The 15,662-nt window shown below is 61.8% G+C and carries 16 protein-coding genes and 1 tRNA gene; 9 read left to right on the plus strand and 8 right to left on the minus strand.

Annotation, left to right across the window (positions count from 1 at the left end; translation table 11 throughout):
- Positions 1-121: 121 nt before the first annotated feature.
- Positions 122-868, minus strand: coding sequence for a Crp/Fnr family transcriptional regulator (locus AB7783_RS18395; protein WP_120288001.1), 747 nt, complete (start codon positions 866-868; stop codon positions 122-124).
- Between the two features lie 178 nt (positions 869-1,046).
- Here AB7783_RS18395 and AB7783_RS18400 point away from each other — a divergent pair, with 178 nt between their 5' ends.
- The gene (locus AB7783_RS18400) at positions 1,047-1,424 is read left to right on the plus strand and encodes a hypothetical protein (protein WP_439065002.1); all 378 of its coding nucleotides are present in this window, start codon (positions 1,047-1,049) and stop codon (positions 1,422-1,424) included.
- A gap of 55 nt (positions 1,425-1,479) precedes the next feature.
- Here the strand turns inward: AB7783_RS18400 and AB7783_RS18405 are convergent, their stop codons facing one another.
- Together AB7783_RS18405 and AB7783_RS18410 are read right to left on the minus strand one after the other, a co-directional pair.
- A complete protein-coding gene (locus AB7783_RS18405) occupies positions 1,480-3,873 on the minus strand; it encodes a calcium-binding protein (RefSeq protein WP_441278426.1) in 2,394 nt (797 codons plus the stop codon).
- 121 nt (positions 3,874-3,994) lie between these two features.
- A complete protein-coding gene (locus AB7783_RS18410) occupies positions 3,995-4,117 on the minus strand; it encodes a hypothetical protein (protein ID WP_441278427.1) in 123 nt (40 codons plus the stop codon).
- Between the two features lie 248 nt (positions 4,118-4,365).
- On the opposite strand from AB7783_RS18410, the gene AB7783_RS18415 reads away from it, so the two are divergent.
- Positions 4,366-4,524 carry a hypothetical protein gene (locus AB7783_RS18415; protein WP_441278428.1) on the plus strand — a complete coding sequence of 53 codons (159 nt, stop codon included), beginning with the start codon at positions 4,366-4,368 and terminating at the stop codon, positions 4,522-4,524.
- 18 nt (positions 4,525-4,542) lie between these two features.
- On the opposite strand, the gene AB7783_RS18420 is transcribed toward AB7783_RS18415, so the two are convergent.
- The 4 genes from AB7783_RS18420 to AB7783_RS18435 all read right to left on the minus strand — a co-directional run bounded on the left by AB7783_RS18420 (position 4,543) and on the right by AB7783_RS18435 (position 8,520).
- Complete coding sequence (locus tag AB7783_RS18420; RefSeq protein ID WP_441278429.1) at positions 4,543-5,451, minus strand: LysR family transcriptional regulator; 909 nt, start codon at positions 5,449-5,451, stop codon at positions 4,543-4,545.
- Between the two features lie 16 nt (positions 5,452-5,467).
- Positions 5,468-6,976, minus strand: a complete 1,509-nt coding sequence (locus tag AB7783_RS18425; protein WP_089265931.1) for a tripartite tricarboxylate transporter permease — start codon at positions 6,974-6,976, stop codon at positions 5,468-5,470.
- A gap of 15 nt (positions 6,977-6,991) precedes the next feature.
- Positions 6,992-7,477, minus strand: coding sequence for a tripartite tricarboxylate transporter TctB family protein (locus AB7783_RS18430; RefSeq protein ID WP_439078336.1), 486 nt, complete (start codon positions 7,475-7,477; stop codon positions 6,992-6,994).
- 83 nt (positions 7,478-7,560) lie between these two features.
- Positions 7,561-8,520 carry a tripartite tricarboxylate transporter substrate binding protein gene (locus AB7783_RS18435; protein WP_441279725.1) on the minus strand — a complete coding sequence of 320 codons (960 nt, stop codon included), beginning with the start codon at positions 8,518-8,520 and terminating at the stop codon, positions 7,561-7,563.
- Between the two features lie 395 nt (positions 8,521-8,915).
- Between AB7783_RS18435 and AB7783_RS18440 the strand changes: the two genes are divergently transcribed.
- From AB7783_RS18440 to AB7783_RS18450, 3 genes are all read left to right on the plus strand, one after another.
- Positions 8,916-9,338, plus strand: coding sequence for a VOC family protein (locus AB7783_RS18440; RefSeq protein ID WP_089265929.1), 423 nt, complete (start codon positions 8,916-8,918; stop codon positions 9,336-9,338).
- Positions 9,339-9,358: 20 nt separating this feature from the next.
- Positions 9,359-9,838 (plus strand): VOC family protein, encoded by a 480-nt coding sequence (locus tag AB7783_RS18445; protein WP_175367852.1) that lies wholly within the window; start codon positions 9,359-9,361, stop codon positions 9,836-9,838.
- Between the two features lie 180 nt (positions 9,839-10,018).
- Positions 10,019-10,095, plus strand: a tRNA-Met gene (locus AB7783_RS18450).
- Between the two features lie 107 nt (positions 10,096-10,202).
- On the opposite strand, the gene AB7783_RS18455 is transcribed toward AB7783_RS18450, so the two are convergent.
- Entirely contained in the window at positions 10,203-10,928 is a 726-nt protein-coding gene (locus AB7783_RS18455) for a GntR family transcriptional regulator (RefSeq protein ID WP_374725611.1), read from the minus strand.
- Positions 10,929-11,164: 236 nt separating this feature from the next.
- On the opposite strand from AB7783_RS18455, the gene AB7783_RS18460 reads away from it, so the two are divergent.
- The 4 genes from AB7783_RS18460 to AB7783_RS18475 all read left to right on the plus strand — a co-directional run bounded on the left by AB7783_RS18460 (position 11,165) and on the right by AB7783_RS18475 (position 15,585).
- The gene (locus AB7783_RS18460; RefSeq protein WP_441278430.1) at positions 11,165-12,196 is read left to right on the plus strand and encodes an amidohydrolase family protein; all 1,032 of its coding nucleotides are present in this window, start codon (positions 11,165-11,167) and stop codon (positions 12,194-12,196) included.
- Positions 12,193-13,098 (plus strand): VOC family protein, encoded by a 906-nt coding sequence (locus AB7783_RS18465; RefSeq protein ID WP_441278431.1) that lies wholly within the window; start codon positions 12,193-12,195, stop codon positions 13,096-13,098. Before AB7783_RS18460 ends, AB7783_RS18465 begins: the two co-directional genes overlap by 4 nt.
- The gene (gene mhpA, locus AB7783_RS18470; protein WP_441278432.1) at positions 13,095-14,663 is read left to right on the plus strand and encodes a bifunctional 3-(3-hydroxy-phenyl)propionate/3-hydroxycinnamic acid hydroxylase MhpA; all 1,569 of its coding nucleotides are present in this window, start codon (positions 13,095-13,097) and stop codon (positions 14,661-14,663) included. The genes AB7783_RS18465 and mhpA overlap by 4 nt, the downstream gene beginning before the upstream one ends.
- A gap of 73 nt (positions 14,664-14,736) precedes the next feature.
- Complete coding sequence (locus AB7783_RS18475; protein ID WP_441278433.1) at positions 14,737-15,585, plus strand: fumarylacetoacetate hydrolase family protein; 849 nt, start codon at positions 14,737-14,739, stop codon at positions 15,583-15,585.
- Positions 15,586-15,662 lie beyond the last annotated feature (77 nt).

The following is a 15,662-nucleotide window of genomic DNA, read 5'->3' on the forward strand; positions in this document are numbered from 1 at the left end:
CCACGGCGGCGGCGACCAGCATACTGTCGAAAGGCATATCTCTTCTCCTTGAGTAACGGAGAAGAGTTGTGAGCGCGGAAGGACACGCTCTCCTTGAGCTGCATCAAAATGCAGCGCCGCATTACGCCGCGGCGAGCTGATCCAGCCGGTCGGTGGACAGCAGCCGCACGCCATCGGGCACCACCAGCACGGTCTTTTCCTTGGCGAGCTTGGTCAGCGTGCGGCTGACGGTTTCGATGGTCAGGCCGAGATAGTCGGCGATGTCCTGGCGGCTCATGGGCAGCGGCACGTTCACCGACATCGCGCCGATGCGGCCATAGCGCGCCTGCAGGTTCAGCAGGAAGGCGGCGACCTTCTCATCGGCTGTGCGACGGCCGAGCAGCAGCATCTGGTCCTGCGCGAGCGAGAGTTCATGGCCGGCAAATTCATGCAGGCGGCGCAGCAGGTGCGGCTTGCCATCGACATAGCTGAGAAACTGGGCGCGGGAGAAACGGCAGACGCGCACCGACGTCACGGCCTCGGCGGCGACGCCGTAGCGGTCCATCAGCGCAAGTCCGAGGAAGTCACCGGGCAGCGCGAAGCCGACGATCTGGCGACGGCCATCAGGCAGCGACTTGTAGAGCCGGACGATGCCTTCGGTCACGTTGAACACGCTACCGGCCAGCGCGCCCTGATCGAACAGCATGGCCTTGGCCGGGAAATTCTTGACCTGGCTGAGGCGATCGAGCTCGTCGAGTTCCGCCGGTTCCAATGCGCCGCAGACGCTGAACAGGCGCACCTTGCAATCGTCGCAGCCGTTGGTGCTGCGACCGTGCTTGCAGTCGCGCTCTCCGGCACAGGTCTCGGCCGCTGGTTCCGCGAAGGTCATGGCACTGTCCATCTTCGGTTTGGTCATATGTGGCAGGTCTTGAAAATCACTCTACACCATTTGACATGGATCAATCGTGGACGCTTTGACCCATATCAATGCCGAACCGGCCCATCCCCGCCAATTTCGCGAGCCATGCGGGAATCCGGCGATGAATGAGGAATATCAGGCGCAACCAATGACTTGGGCGGACGCTCGCGCGGCCTATCCGCTCGTCTATCTGCACGATGCCAGCGTTACGCTGGACACATGGCTGGATTTCGTGCGCCGGCGAACCGATGCCGACGGCGGCGACAACGGGCTGATCGTGATCCGCGACCGGCGCGACATCGTCCACGCGCTATTTGCCTACCGGGTCGATCTCGACCTGCGCGGCACCAAACAGCTCTGCATCGCGCAGCTGATCGTGGCCCAGATTCCCGGCTCGCAGATCGACCATGCGGTGGTCGCCTCGACCAGCCAGGTCGCGGCGTCGCTGGGTTGCCCGAGCATCGTGATCGAGCAACCGTTTCAGCTGATGCCCGGCGTCACGTCGCGGACGTCGACCGCAGCGTAACGCGAAAGCGGCCCGCGACGCCGGTGGCCGCGCGACAACACTCACATCGCGGACATCACAAGACGAAGTCACCTGCCTTCAAGACGGCGCTGTTCACCTGAACCGCGAAGTCGGCCGCACCATCGCCATCGACATCGCCCTGAAGAAGATGATCGGCGAAGCGCAATTCGCCGGCGATATGTGTGAAAGCGGCGCTTCCGACGAAGGCGAACGCTTGATCGCCGGCGGCCTTGCTGTTGGCATCGATTGCCGACAGATCGATCCAGTCGGCCGTGTCTGCGATGATCGACGAAAAGTCGGTGATCTGATCGGCAGCTCCGGGCAGACTGTCCTGCACAGCTTTGAATACAAAACTGTCCGCGCCGGCTCCGCCGGTCAAGATGTCGGCGCCGAGCCCGCCTGTGAGCGTATCGTTGCCGCTGCCGCCATCAAGACTATCGTTTCCGCCGCCGCCATCGATCAGATCGTTCCCGCCGCCACCGGAAATGCGATTGTCTCCTGCGTCACCCGTTAGCAGGTCCATGGTCCCGCTCCCGATCAGATTTTCGATCGAACTGAGTTTGTCGCCCTCTGCATCTCCCCATTGAATGACACCTGTCGCGAGATTGATATTCACCTGGGCGATCGACGTGCTGTAGTCCGCCGTATCGTTGCCGGCGCCGCCAGCAAGCACATCGGCACCTGCGCCACCGGCGAGGATATCGTCACCCGCATTGCCCCAAAGCTGATCGTTACCGGCACCGCCGTGCAGGATGTCATTGCCCGCACCGCCGGTCAGGGCATCGTTGCCCTCGCCGCCATCCAGCACGTCATTGCCGTCGCGACCGTCCAGAACGTCCTTGCCGCTGCCGCCTGACAACGTGTTGGCGGCACCGTCACCGATCAACGTGTCGTCGAAGCGACTACCAATGACGATCTCGATCGAACTGAAACTGTCACCGGCCGCATCGCCACCGCTGCCCGTACCGAGTGTCAGATCGACATGAATACCGGCAGACGATGTCTCGTAGCGCACCGTATCGATGCCGGACGCGCCGGCGAAAGCATCGGCGCCCTTGCCGCCGACGAAAATGTCATTGCCGTCACCGCCCCACATGCGGTCGTCGCCATCGCCGCCGAACAGAAAATCATTGCCCGCATCGCCGTAGAGAAAGTCGTTGCCGCCGTCGCCATGCAGGACGTCATTTCCCGCCGCGCCATGAATTGTATCGCGACCATCGCCGCCGTGAATGATATCGTTATCCGCGGTGCCGGGGAGCACGTCATCGCCCGGCGTACCATTCGTGATCGTGTTGAACGACATGATGCGGCCGTGGATGTCGTCTGCAGCCGATCCCTGCTCAAACGAGGTCCAGGTCGCGAGAATACGTCCATCTGACAATGTCAGGAGATGCGGTCCGGTTTCCGCCAGGCCACCTGCCGAATTAACGAGGAAATCGTTGCCGATCGGGAAAGCGCCCGGAATCAGCAGGCGACCATAGAGATCACTGGCTCCTGTGACGGGATCGGTGGCGTGCCAGATGATGACGGCGCGACCATCCGGTAGCGCGGCGATCGACGGGGAATCCTGACCGCCGTCAAAATTCGCATTGACGATATTATCGGACACAACCACGGATCCGTCCGGGTTCAGCAGGCGCGCATGAATGTTGCTGTCACCATCCGGTTCCTGCGCGGTCCAGGCCACGAGAATGCGTCCATCCGCGAGAACCGCGGCAGACGCGTCGCTCTGATTGAACTGGGCCCCCGCCAGGATGCGAAAATCCGGCCCGCTCGCGCTGCCATCGGGGTTCACGAACTGGGCGGAGACGTTGTAGCGCCCCTCGTCGGGATCGTACGACCTCCATGTGACGAACGCCCGCCCGTCGGACAGCGCCGTCACCTTCGGATCATATTGCGTCCCCCAGGTGGTCGTATTCACGGTGAAATCGTCGACAGCAACGGTCCCGTCGTCGTGGAGGATCCTCCCGCGGATATCGCCAAGATATTTCGGATCCCCGCCATCCGCGGACACGTAGGTCAGCAAGACCTGGCCATCGGCAAGCGTCGTGACGGAAGGCATCTGCGGCGAAATTGCCGTCGATGAATTGACCACCATATCTGCAACGGGATGCCCCTCCGCATCGATGAGGGTGCCGCGAACTTCGGTGACATTGTCGGCGGCGATATAGGACTGCCATGCGACAAAGGCGCGGCCGTCGGAGAGCGCAGTGACCGAAGGCGCTCCCGGATCTCCGCTCCGATCGATCGTGATCTGAAAATCGGGTCCTTGAGGCGTACCGTCCGCCGACAAATAGTGTCCCTGAATTGTATGCGGCTGATGACCGCTAGCGTCCGTCGCAGTCCATGTGACAAGAATACGTCCGTCGGACAACAGCGTTTGGGTTGCGCCCGCCTGATCATTAGCGGTGGTGGAGTTGATGGGAAATTCAGGTCCGACAAACGCCATGATGCAGCCCCCACTCATTTCGCCGGAGCGTGAATCTTTAATCGGACGAATCTGCGGCTGATATTTGTCGAGCGCGCGTTGTTCGTCCTCGCATTGAATCAATTGCATCCCATCGCATGCGTTAGGCGCGGCGGCCTTGTCTCACTGCAACGAGCGCGCTGGCGATCACGTCGACGGCCAGCTCTGCTTCATCACACATCGCGATATCCTGTTTCTCGCACGCAGTTTGAATCGCGAGCAGCACTGACGGCTGCGCGCATGATCACATCCTTGTTGCAGTGGCCGCGGGTGTCTGCCTCGGAATCTTTGCATTCCGCAAAGTGCAAGACGCCGTCCTTCCGACGATTGCGACGTCATTCGGCTCGGGACGATTTAAAATCGATAAATTCGATTGCAAGCATCAATAATATTCGTTTGTCAAAATTCATGGCAGTCCTACGCTCAAAGGAACCCGAAGAGCGATACCGCCCCTCGATGATGCAGGAGCCGACCATGAAAACGATCGTCCACCCCGACGTATCGGTCGCTCTCGCGCTGTTCGCCTTTGCTGCGGCGATCATCGCACGCCTGACAGCCACCAAGCGTTCCCGGCACAGCGCCGATCAGATCGCGGCCATCGTTGCGACATCGGGATATCCGTCCGGCACCTAGCCGCGCCTCCGCCCCGCATCACGTCCGCCTTGCCGGACGTTTCGGCGCCCTCGCCTGCCCTGCAGGCGCGGGCTTTTTGTTGGCTGCGTCATGCGCAAGGCGATGCATGAGTGCGACCGCTTCGGCGATGATCGCATCGTCGCGATCGCCGGGATAGACGACATAGGCTGGCATCGAAAATTCCGGCGCATCGGCGACAGCATACAGCCGTCCAGCCTTCAGCTGGGGTGCAACGATGCGGCGCGGGAAATATCCGGAGCCGCCATTCTCCAGCACATGCTGCAGCCCGAGCCAGCCGATATTGGCCGTAAGCGATGGCCCTGCGAAATCCGGAAACAGCGCCATGTGGCGCGCATAGAATTCCGGGCCCCAGTCGATATAGACGTAACCCGGCTGCGGCTCCGGCGCGCTGTGCGTGCTGGTCGAGACCAGAATGAGCTGTTCGTCGAACAACTGCTCGACCTTGAGACCGGGCCGGCTCTGCGGCGTATACATCACGCCGATATCGATCCTGCCTTCGACGAGGCCCTGCATCAATTCGGCTTCGAGAGCGCTCTCGGCGCGGATCGCGATATCCGGATGTTTCGCGCGCATCAGCGGCAGCCAGTGCAGCAGATGCTCCTCCCACAGCCCGATGCGACCGCCGACGGTCAGCGTCCCACTGAAGCCTTTCGCAATGCCGACATCCTGCCGCGCATGTTCCACAGTGCGCACCAGCGTGGACGCGTGCTTCTGAAACTGGCGGCCGGCCGGCGTCAGCGTCGCACCTGCCTTGTTGCGGACGAACAGCGTCACGCGCAGCAACTGCTCCAGCGTCTGGATCCGCGCGCTGACCGTGGACTGCGTGACATGCAGCTTCTCCGCCGCAGTCACGAAATTGCCGGCGCTCACAACTGCAAGGAATGTCCTGGCCAGTTCAGTGTCCATGACAAATGCCTCCCGGCTACGCGCCCTCGTCGAGCGCGACCATCTCGCGCTTCTTGCGCAGTGCAGGCAACAGCGGCGCGATCAGCAGCACCACTGCCAGCGCAAGACACGCTGCCGAGATCGGGCGCTCGATGAAGGTCATGAGATTGCCTTGCGACAGGATCAGTGACTTGCGCAGATTGTTCTCCAGCAGCGGACCAAGCACAAAGGCCAGCACCAAAGGCGCGGGCTCGTAGCCAAACTTGCGCATGAAGTAGCCGATCACGCCGAAGCCGATCATGACATAGACATCGAACACATTGTTGCTGCTGCAATAAACGCCGATGATCGTGAACAGGATGATCAGCGGGAACAGCACGTTGTAAGGCAGCTTCAGCAGCTTCACCCACATGCCGATCAGCGGCAGGTTCAGCACCAGCAGCATGAGGTTGCCGATATACATGCTGGCAACGATGCCCCAGAACAATCCGGGGTTCTGGGTGATCAGCAGCGGGCCGGGCTGCAGCCCGTGAATGACGAAAGCGCCGAGCAGCAGCGCCATCACCACATTCGGCGGGATGCCGAGGGTCATTAGCGGAATGAACGCGCCGCCTGCTGCCGCGTTGTTCGCCGCTTCAGGTCCGGCAACACCTTCGATAGCACCATGACCGAAACGTTCCGGATGTTTCGACAGCCGCTTCTCCAGCGCATAGGACGCGAAGGACGCGACCACGGCACCGCCGCCCGGCAGGATGCCGAGGAAGAAGCCGAGGATGGTGCCGCGCCCTATCGGGCCGGCGCTGGCCTTCCAGTCTTCCTTGTTGGGCAATAGCTGCGTGATCTTGGCATTGATGATGTCGCGCTTGATGACCTGCTCGGTGTTGAGTAGCACCTCACCGAGCCCGAACAGGCCCATCACCACGGGCACGAGACCGATACCGTCGATCAGTTCGATCCGGCCGAAGGTCAGCCGCGGCTGCGCCGTGATGCTGTCGAGGCCGATGAGGCCAAGCACGATGCCGATACAGGCCATCAGCAACGCCTTGGCCATCGAGCCTTGTGTCAGGAAGGTCAGCACGACCAAGCCGAGCACCATCAGGCTGGCATATTCCGCGGGGCCGAAGGCAATGGCGACCGAGGCGAGCGACGGCGCCACCAGCATCAGCATCACCAGCGCAAAAGTGCCGGCGATGAAGGAGCCGAGCGCGGAGATGCCAAGCGCCGGACCGGCACGGCCCTGCTTCGCCATCTGATGGCCGTCGATACAGGTGACGACGGATGCCGCCTCGCCGGGAATGTTGACCAGGATCGACGTGGTCGAACCGCCATACATCGAGCCGTAATAGATGCCGGCCATCATGATGATGCCAGACTCCGGCGTGCCGGACAGCGTCACCGGCAGCAGCAGCGACATCGCCGAGATCGGCCCGATGCCGGGCAGTACGCCGACCAGGGTACCGATGAAGACGCCGATGAAGCAGTAGAGAATATTGACGGGCTGCAGCGCGACGCCGAAGCCGTGCATGACATTGACGAGAACATCCATGATCCGTGTTTCCCGTCAGCCGATTTCAAACATGCCCGAAGGCAACTGGATCAGCAGGCCGCGTTTCAGCACCCACCACACACCAACAGGCGCCAGCACCGCGAGTGGGATCGCCAGCGTCCAGCGCACGGGATCGATCACGCGCAACAGCAGCAGCATCAACGGAATGGTCGAGATCAGGAAGCCGAGCGGTTCGAGCGCGAAAGCATAGGCCGAAAGGATGACGATGATCGCGCCCGGCTTGCCCCAGCTTGCACCTTCCCACCGCGAGCCAAAGGTCGGTCCGCCTTCGGTTACCGAAGCAAGAATGATGGTGAGCGCGAAAGCGCACATCAGCAGGCCAATGTAGAACAGCATGAAGCCGGAGCCGGGATCGTTGATGGTGCCGAGCTTCAGCTTGAGGCCGGAGCGAATGACGAACACGCCAAGCGCAATGCCGAGCACGCCGGTCCAGAGTTCTGAATTGTTGAGCCGGAATGGCGGGCGGGTTTGGTCAGTCATCGTTTCTGTCCCGAGACATCGACATGAAATGAAGGCGCATGCGATGAACCCCATCGCATGCGCCTGACGTCGCTATTCGACGATCAATTCGGCTTCTTGCCCAACCCGATTCCCTCGATCACCTTGCGCTCTGAATTGGTGACCTCGACAACGAATTTCTTGTAGTCCTCGGTGTTCTTGTAGTTCGGCACCATGTCGTATTTCGCCAGCGTCGCGATGACGGCGGTATCCTCGATGGCTTTCTTGAAGGCGTCGTGCAGCTTGGCGACGATCGTCGGATCCATGCCCTTCGGGCCGGCGATGCCGAACGGCGAGTCATAGACCATCGGATAGCCGCTTTCCTTCAGCGTCGGCGCGTCCGGGAAATTCGGCGACCGCTTGTCGGTCCACACCATCAACAGACGCAGCTTGCCGGCATCGACCAGCGGCCGCCAGCCGGTGGAATCCGCCTGCAGCATGGTGTGATTGCCGAGCACCGCGGCGTTGGTTTCAGCACCGCCCTTGAACGGCACCTGCGTGAGCTTGATTCCGGCCAGTGCCGCGATCTGCTCCATGCCGACATGTAGCGAGGTGCCGGTGCCCGGCGTCGCGTAAGTCACCTTGCCGGGATTGGCCTTGGCGAAATCGACCACGTCCTTCCAGGTCTTGAACTGCGATTCCGCATTGGTGGTGATGCCGAAGGTGTAGCCAGTGAGATGGATGATGTAGCTGAAATCCTTGTCCGGATTCCACGAGACTTCCTGCATCAGCGGCAGCCGGAACACGGTGATCGGAATCTGCGAGATGGTGTAGCCATCCGGCTTCGCAGCCGCCGCCATGGTCGCGGGACCGACAGTGCCGCCGCCGCCGCCCTTGTTGTCGATGGCGATGGGCTGGCCGAGATGTTTCGACGCGGCGTCTGCAATCGCGCGCATCGAGATGTCGGTGGAGCCACCAGCGGGCCATGGCACGATCAGTGTGATCGGCTTGGTCGGATAGTCCTGCGCCTGGGCTGCACCGCCGAACATGGTGGCGGCCGCGGCAAGCGCGACAGCAGCGGACATAGCAAGGCGATTGCGTTGCAACATGTGTTTCTCCCTCTGCGATTCCGGGGGTGATGCCCGGACCGGCTGTATTTTTATTGTCGTTCAGTCTAGCCCGGAACAAACCCAGGAAAAGGACATGTTCCGGACCCGACTGCGAACGCGTCTTGCGTCTTTGGCAATCAACGATGATTTCACCGCCGCCGCAATTCGCAATCAGGATGAGCCATGCGACATTCCGTCTGCACGCGGAGATCGCCCGGCTGACATATTGATCGCGGCGGACAAGAAATTCCGCCTGCAAAAATAACTGAGAAAATTTTGTCGGTGATGTCGGATCGCGGCGGGCCCACGCGTCCTAAGCGGGACAGTCACCAAAGAGAACGCCCAGAGCGTATACCCACAGGAGCCATCCGATGAGCAAAATGATCTTCGTCAACCTGCCCGTCACCGACCTGCCCCGCGCGGTCGCCTTCTATGAAGCGGTCGGCGCGACCAAAAACCCGCAATTCTCCGACGACACCGCCGCCTGCATGGTGTTCTCCGACACCATCCACGCGATGCTGCTGACCCATGACAAGTATCGTCAGTTCACCTCGAAGAAGATCGTCGACGCGAAGACGTCGAGCGAAGTTCTGATCTGCGTCTCCGCCGACAGCCGCGACGAAGTCGATGGTCTCGTGACGAAGGCCGTGGGTGCGGGCGGCAGCGCCGATCCAACACCCACGCAGGATTTCGGCTTCATGTATGGCCGCAGCTACGAGGATCCCGACGGTCACATCTGGGAAGTGATGTGGATGGACATGGCCGCCGCGCAATCTGCGATGGCTCAGGCCTGATCGAGAGAGGGATAGCAGCGATGTCAAAGATCTCACCCTGCATCTGGTACGAGACCGAGGCCGAGGAAGCCGCCAGATTCTACTGCTCGCTGGTGCCCAATTCCTCCATCGATCGCGTGCAGCGCGCCCCGATCGATTATCCCGGCGGCAAAGCAGGCAACGTGCTGGTGGTCGGCTTCACGCTGGCCGGCCAAAGCTTCATTGGCCTCAATGGCGGCAGCCCCGCCACATTCAGCACGGCCGTGTCCTTCACCATCCATTGCGAAGACCAGGCCGAGGTCGATCGTGTGTGGGACGCCATTTTGACAAATGGCGGCAAGGCAAACGCCTGTGGCTGGATCAACGACCGCTGGGGCGTGCCCTGGCAGATCGTGCCGAACGGCTTTACTGAAATGCTTGCCAGCGAGAATGGCGAGGGCGCCAAGCGTGCCATGACGGCCATGATGGGCATGGTCAAACTCGACATGGCCGCCCTGAAGAAGGCCTTCGACGGCGGCTAGACGTGGCCATAAGTGCCTGATCGGGCGGCGATAGCTGCCCGATCTCCAAATCGGCGACCGGGTTGCGGGAACATCTATTCAGGCACCGATTTCAGGCGCTACTTTGCTTGACATCGAGTCCCTCGACTTCTTATATGCCGCGCATTCGCCGGGGGACAATTTGTCCCCTCCGGATGCCGTGGCGGGGTAGCTCAGTTGGTTAGAGCACGGGAATCATAATCCTGGGGTCGGTGGTTCGAGTCCACTCCTCGCTACCAAATTTTCTGCCTACCAAATCTTGCAGACATGTTTCCAAGGCCTTGCATGCGTCGCGAGGCCTTTTTCATGCCCGCAGAGGTGCTTGCTCGGCCTGCGTCCGTGCCCGCTACGATGCCGCGTCTTCGCCCTCATGCAGTTCAGAAAAGATCTGCTTGTCCTGGAGAATGACTTCAGCGGTCTGCCTGTAATGCGCGGTGAGCAGATCCACGGCGTGGTCCGCATCGCCGCTCAAAACTGCAGTCATGATCGCCTGATGCTCGTCCGTCACATGGCGTGACGGGAAGGCCTTGCGGATCGACAGACGCCGATAGCGGTAGAGCTGGTCGGCGAGTTGTCCGCAGAACGCGATCAGAGACTGCGAACCGCAATTCCCGATCAAGGTGCGGTGATAGACGCGGTGCAGCCGCTCCCATTCCGGATTGTCTTCGAAGTGTTCGGCATTGAGCGAGCGCGGGGTTCGCCCGAGGCGATGTTGCGCGAGCAGAAGCTGCTCCTCCCATTGCGGCGTCGAGGCCGCCATGGATTCCCGCAGCGCCAGACTCTCGACCCAGCACCGGGTCTTGGTCAGTTCGGCCAGTTCGCTGCGGCTGATATCCGCGACATAGAATCCGCGCTGCTCGCGGCACTCCACCAGACCATCGGCGGTCAGCCGGTTGAGCGCCTCGCGGAGCGGCGTCTGACCGGTCTGATACAGCTCGGTCAGGAAACGCATCTGGAGTTTCCGGCTCGGCTCGAGCCGTCCGGACAGCAGGTCCTCCCGCAACCGGTCATAGACCGTGCTGGCCTGGGTCGAGGACGGCGGCGAAGCCAATTCCAGTGAGGTTGTGTCCACGTGCTTCAATCCCGGAATCATCTGCCTGTCGGCTTCGATTTCTATACACTTTTTCTGATTTCAGAAAAATCTATAAATTTTTATTGTACGAGCCGATTTCTATAGATATTAGTTCCCCAAGGTCCTGAGAGATGACTGGCGGGAGGCGCGACAATGTTTGGCAAGGCTCAGCAAGCGCCTGAGGCATCGGCAGTTTTCGCAGCTGTCCAGCCGCGCATTGCCCGATCACAGTGCCTATGAGCGCCATCTCCCCATGCAGCTGCGGGATCGATGTCCACGCACATGTCGTGCCGTCCTCCTTCCCTTCCTACCTGGGCGCGGCGGTGCCGGCCGACTGGCCGTCGATGGCGGATGCCAAACCCTGCCACAAGCATGTGATGATGGCCGGCCGCATCTATCGCACGGTGTCGGATCGCTGCTGGGATGTCGCCAAGCGCGTCACGGATATGGCGGAGATGGGACTCGGCGTGCAGGCCATTTCGCCGATGCCGGAGCTACTGTCCTATTGGATGGAGCCCGCAGCGGCGAATGATCTCCTCCGCTACATCAACGACCAGATGGCCGAGATGGTCATGCATTCCGGTGGCCGCCTCGTCGCCCTCGGCGCGGTACCGCTGCAGGACATCGACCGCGCCATTGCCGAGCTGCATCGGCTGAAGCACGAACTCGGCTTTGCGGGTATCGAGATCGGCAGCAACATCAACGGCAAGCCGATCGGGTCTCCCGACTTCGACGGATTCTTCGCCGAGGTCGAGAAGCTCGACATGGCGGTGTTCGTCCATGCTCTGCGGCCTTGCGGCATGGATCGCCTCGTCGGCCCCGCGCAGTTGCAGCAGGTACTGGCCTATCCGACCGATGTCGGCCTTGCCGCGGCATCCGTCATCACCTCGAACCTCTTGCTGCGCCACCCGCGCCTGCGCATGGCGTTCAGCCACGGCGGCGGCACGCTCGCCTCGCTGCTGCCGCGGCTTCAGGAGGGATATCAGGTATTTCCTGTGCTGCAGGAGAGCATCCAGGAATCGCCGATCTTGCAGGCACGCCGGCTCTATTACGACGCGCTGGTCTATGACGACCCGACGCTGCTGCATCTGATCGCCAAGTTCGGCGCGACGCAGATCATGCTCGGCACAGACTACCCGTTCGCATTTCACGATCGCACGCCGGCAACGCGCGCCGCATCAGCGATCGGCGACGAGGCGACGCGCAATCTCGTCCTTCATGCCAATGCAAGACGTTTCCTTGGCCTTGACGAGCAGGCTTCGCAATGACCCATTTCCCGATCACAGCCCTGCGCAGTGTCGATCTCGACACGCCCGACCTGCAGCGATCCGAGCAGTTCTACACATCTGTGTGGGGACTCGACCTCGTGACGCGCCACGAAGGCGTCACTTACTTGCGGGCCAGCGGCACCGATCACCATGTCGTCGCCTTGCAGCAGGGCGATCGCCCCGCGCTGAGGGCCATCACGTTCCGGCTGCATTCGGATGCGGAATTCGAAACGATCGCCGCAGCATCCGTGAAACACGGGGCCACGCTGCTCTCAGGCCCGGCTCCGAATCCGGGGCCCGATGGCGGAACGATCATGAGCATTGGCGCGCCCGGTGACGGCGTGCTTCGCTTCGTTCATGGCGACCTGCAACATGCCGAAGCTCCGTCATCGGCCAACCGGCCGACGCGTCTCGCGCATGTCAACATCAACAGCACCGCTGTCGATGATCTCGCCGCGTTCTACGAACAGGCGCTCGGCTTTCGTCTCACCGACCGCTCGAAGATCATGGCCTTCGTTCGCTGCAACAGCGACCACCACGCCATCGTCATCGCCGACGCTGCCGTGAACGGGCTCAATCACGTCGCCTTCCTGATGCCGGATCTCGAAGCGGTGATGCGGGGCTCGGGTCGCATGATCGACGCCGGCTTTCCCATTGCCTGGGGCGTCGGCCGCCACGGCCCCGGCGACAATGTGTTTGCCTATTTCATCGATCCGGTCGGGATCGTCATCGAATACACCGCCGAAGTTCTGCAGGTCGATGACAGCTATGTGGTGCGCGGGCCGTCGGAATGGGTCTGGCCACCCGGCCGCACCGATCACTGGGGTATCGCCCCGCCCAAGGCCGATCACGTCAAGGCGGCACAGACCGCGGTTCCTTATGCCGACTGGAGTGCCGCGTGATACTTTCACCCGAACGGCCGCAGAACGACTTCCAGGTTGTCGTGATCGGTCACGGCCCGTCAGGCGCCATCGCGGCCAGTCTTCTTGGCGACCGTGGCATCCGCACGCTGGCCATCGACCGTCAGCTAGAGGTCTATGACAAGCCGCGTGCGATCGCGATCGATCATGAGATCCTGCGTCTGCTCGACAATCTCGGCGCGGCAGAGCGCGTGCTGCCTTACGTTGCTCCGTTCCCCGCCTCCCAGCATTTCGGTGCCAAAGGACAGCTGATCCGCCGCATCGACATGGTCGCGGAGCCCTATCCGCTCGGTTACACGCCCAGCATGGTGTTCACGCAGCCGCCGGTCGAAGCTGCCTTGCGCGAACATGCCGCGGCCTATGACAGCGTCGAGGTCGAGCTGGGCACCGAACTGCTCGGCTTCGAGCAATCGACCGATCGTGTGACACTGCATTTGCGCGACGATCACGGCACAACACGCGCCGTCACCGCCGACTACGTCATCGCTTGCGACGGCGCATCGAGCGGCACCCGGCAACAGCTTGGCATCGCGTTCGAGGATCTCGTCTTCGATGAGCCCTGGCTTGTCGTCGATCTTCAGGTCAACGACGCCTCCCTTAGCACGCTGCCGCAGACCGCCGCGCAATTTTGCGATCCGTCGCGGCCCACGACCTTCATCATCGGCCCCGGCAATCATCGTCGCTTCGAGATCATGCTGCTGCCCGGCGAAGATCCGCGCGAGATGGAAACGGCCGCGCCGGTCTGGCGGCTGCTTTCGCGCTGGATCACGCCTGATGATGCCATGCTGTGGCGTGCTGCAAGCTACCGGTTTCATGCGCTCGTCGCGCAGGAATGGCGATGCGGCCGCATCTTCCTCGCCGGCGATGCCGCGCATCAGCAGCCTCCATTCATCGGCCAGGGTATGTGTCAGGGCATCCGCGATGTCGGCAATCTGATCTGGAAGCTCGACTGCGTACTCCGCGGACAATCCAATGCAAAATTGCTCGACAGCTACGGCGAGGAGCGCGGCGAGCATGTGCGCCAGCTCACTTCCCGCATCAAGGCCATCGGCCATGTGATCTGCGAACGCGATCCCGACGCCGCAGCAGCACGCGACGAGCGCATTCTTGCGGAGGGTGGCGGCCAACCCCGCACCATCACCCGTCAGGAAATCGTGCCACCTTTGCAGACGGGACTACTGGCATTTCCCCTCCACCCGGCGCACGGCACGCTGTTCCCCCAGCCATGGATCAGGACTGCAGAAGGACGGCGCCGCCTCGATAGCGTTGCCGGCACCGGATGGCGGCTTGTGCTCGATATGCGCAACGAACTGGAGCTCAATCCCGATCTGCAAGCGATCGTGACTCGGCTGGACATCAGGCCAATTCGCATCGGCCCCGCCGCCGATGACGTACTTACTGAAGAGGACGGCGTTCTCGCTGCCTGGTTCGACCGTCACGACTGCCGCGCCGCAATCGTCCGGCCCGACCACTACGTCTTCGGCGTCGCCAGCGAGACCAGCGCACTCGACGCGCTGCTCACCGATCTTGCGGAGCGGCTCCGATGATCAGGCCGGCCGCACAGCGTCACTACACCAGCATTCCCCACGGACACGCAGCTTCCAGAACGAGGACATCACGATGAAATTGGCAAGTTTTCAGATCGGCGGAAAACCCACCTGGGGCGTGATCGAGGGCAATGGTGCGCTCGATGTGGGCGCACTGCTTGGCGATCGCTTCCCCGACCTTAAATCCGTCATCGCAGCCGACGCGCTGTCCGTGGTGCGTGATGCAGCCGGCAAGGCCAAGCGCATCCCGACCGCTGACATCACCTGGTTGCCGGTGATTCCGAATCCGGACAAGATTCTCTGCATCGGCCTGAACTATGAAATGCACCGCAAGGAAACCGGACGCGCCGAAGTCGACAATCCTACGGTCTTCGGCCGCTTTGCCAACAGCCAGACCGGCCATCTCACCAATATCATCCGGCCGAAGGTCTCGACCCACCTCGACTTCGAAGGCGAACTCGCCATCATCATCGGCAAGCCCGGACGATACATTTCGCAGGCAGATGCATGGAGCCATATCGCCGGCTATGCCTGTTACAATGAAGGCAGCGTGCGCGATTTCCAGCGTCACACCCATCAGTTCACGCCCGGCAAGAATTTTCCCGAGACCGGCGGATTCGGCCCCTGGATGATGACGCCGGACGAACTCGGCGACGTGGCGCCGCTGCGGCTGCAGACCCGCGTCAATGGCCAGGTCGTGCAGGACGCCACCATCGATCAGATGATCTTCGATATCCCGCGTCAGATTGAATACTGCTCGTCCTTTACCCGCCTTGAGCCGGGCGACGTGATCGCCACCGGCACACCGGGCGGCGTGGGCGCCAAGCGCACGCCTCCACTTTGGCTGAAGCCGGGCGATATCGTCGAGGTCGAGATCGATCGGCTCGGCGTGCTGCGCAACGGCGTGGCCGACGAGACCTGATGCAAGCGGCAGCCCGCGCCACCAGCGCCGCGGGCTGCTTCTCACGACAAAGACCCGCTCGTTCGAAAGCGCGCCCC

Source organism: Tardiphaga sp. 172_B4_N1_3, from assembly GCF_052076035.1.
In the GTDB taxonomy this organism is placed as follows: domain Bacteria; phylum Pseudomonadota; class Alphaproteobacteria; order Rhizobiales; family Xanthobacteraceae; genus Tardiphaga; species Tardiphaga robiniae.

Bases quoted from the DNA above. Each gene is read 5' to 3' on its own strand.
- AB7783_RS18395 (WP_120288001.1), bottom strand. From the start codon at position 868: ATGACCTTCGCGGAACCAGCGGCCGAGACCTGTGCCGGAGAGCGCGAC.
- AB7783_RS18400 (WP_439065002.1), top strand. From the start codon at position 1,047: ATGACTTGGGCGGACGCTCGCGCGGCCTATCCGCTCGTCTATCTGCAC.
- AB7783_RS18430 (WP_439078336.1), bottom strand. From the start codon at position 7,477: ATGACTGACCAAACCCGCCCGCCATTCCGGCTCAACAATTCAGAACTC.
- AB7783_RS18465 (WP_441278431.1), top strand. From the start codon at position 12,193: ATGACCCATTTCCCGATCACAGCCCTGCGCAGTGTCGATCTCGACACG.
- AB7783_RS18415 (WP_441278428.1), top strand. From the start codon at position 4,366: ATGAAAACGATCGTCCACCCCGACGTATCGGTCGCTCTCGCGCTGTTC.
- AB7783_RS18420 (WP_441278429.1), bottom strand. From the start codon at position 5,451: ATGGACACTGAACTGGCCAGGACATTCCTTGCAGTTGTGAGCGCCGGC.
- AB7783_RS18475 (WP_441278433.1), top strand. From the start codon at position 14,737: ATGAAATTGGCAAGTTTTCAGATCGGCGGAAAACCCACCTGGGGCGTG.
- AB7783_RS18445 (WP_175367852.1), top strand. From the start codon at position 9,359: ATGTCAAAGATCTCACCCTGCATCTGGTACGAGACCGAGGCCGAGGAA.
- AB7783_RS18460 (WP_441278430.1), top strand. From the start codon at position 11,165: ATGAGCGCCATCTCCCCATGCAGCTGCGGGATCGATGTCCACGCACAT.
- AB7783_RS18405 (WP_441278426.1), bottom strand. From the start codon at position 3,873: ATGGCGTTTGTCGGACCTGAATTTCCCATCAACTCCACCACCGCTAAT.
- AB7783_RS18440 (WP_089265929.1), top strand. From the start codon at position 8,916: ATGAGCAAAATGATCTTCGTCAACCTGCCCGTCACCGACCTGCCCCGC.
- AB7783_RS18435 (WP_441279725.1), bottom strand. From the start codon at position 8,520: ATGTCCGCTGCTGTCGCGCTTGCCGCGGCCGCCACCATGTTCGGCGGT.
- AB7783_RS18425 (WP_089265931.1), bottom strand. From the start codon at position 6,976: ATGGATGTTCTCGTCAATGTCATGCACGGCTTCGGCGTCGCGCTGCAG.